The organism is Candidatus Symbiopectobacterium sp. NZEC135, assembly GCF_025962695.1.
The window spans coordinates 1-1,013 of record NZ_JAGFPF010000700.1 but is presented as its reverse complement, the minus strand read 5'-3'; the positions used below and the strand labels follow the sequence as shown (position 1 = coordinate 1,013).

Here is a 1,013-nt window from a genome sequence, read left to right as displayed (position 1 = left end):
GACCACCAGCAAGTGGGACGTGCGCCAGTTTTATCTACAACTGGCCTATCAGACCGAAGGCGACATCATCGAGGGCGGCCTGTTCGCCTTGATTCGCGTGACCAAAACCTTGAATTGATGGGGCCCTAACCACAAAGGGCTCTACTCTCACCGTCATTCCCGCGCAGGCGGGAATCTCTTGCAGGTGAAACGCGTTTCTTCTGGCAGAGATCCCCGGCTTTCGCCGAGGATGACGAGAGGGAAACCGAGGATGACGAGGTAAAGTGATTTTGTCATCAGTCTGTCACCCGGAAAATCTGGGTGCCATTATCTGCGTCAAGAGACGATACATTATGTTACTTTATAACACTTTCGGTCGCGGTTCCGGTGCCCTTTAAACGTTTCCCTCGCTTATGCCGTCGTGGTGCCTGACTGCGATCGCGCCTGCCACAGGGCAAGCACCAGCCACACCGCACCCGCACTGGCGTAAGCCACTGGCGCGACATACATTGCCACCCCCAGGGTATAGCGATCGGACAACTGACCAACCAGCTCCGGACCAATCACACCGGCCAGGCCGGACGTCAATACGATGGAATAAGCCATGGCGCTGTTACGCAAATGCGGCGGCACCGTTTCAACAATCAGCGTGGTCAAGGTTCCGGCGCTAAAGCCAAAGGCGGCAATCCCGGCCGCAATCCCCACCTGCGCGTGTGACAGCGTCGGGCTGCTATAGGCCAACGAAAATGCCAACGCCGCCAGCAGTGAAGTGCTGGCTAAAAACAGCGGGAATCCCCAGCGATACTGACGCAATAACAGGCTGGAAAAATACCCGCCAATCAGCCCCATTGGCAGCGTGTACAGCAACACCTGCGCCAAAAAACCTGATGCCTGCGGATTGGTGAGCGCAAAAACGCGATGCAAATAAGCCGGTATCCAGATTTGTACCGACATAGCGATAAAAAACAGCAACAAGGCAACCGTGTGCAGCACGTAGGCCGGAAAACGGAACACCGCCAGACTGTCCCGTATCC

The 1,013-nt window shown here is 56.0% G+C and carries 1 protein-coding gene; it reads right to left on the bottom strand.

Going from position 1 to position 1,013, the window contains the following annotated elements:
- Positions 1-390: 390 nt before the first annotated feature.
- Positions 391-1,013: MFS transporter (locus tag J5224_RS29840; protein WP_264628674.1), on the bottom strand; the 623-nt coding region annotated here is incomplete at its 5' end.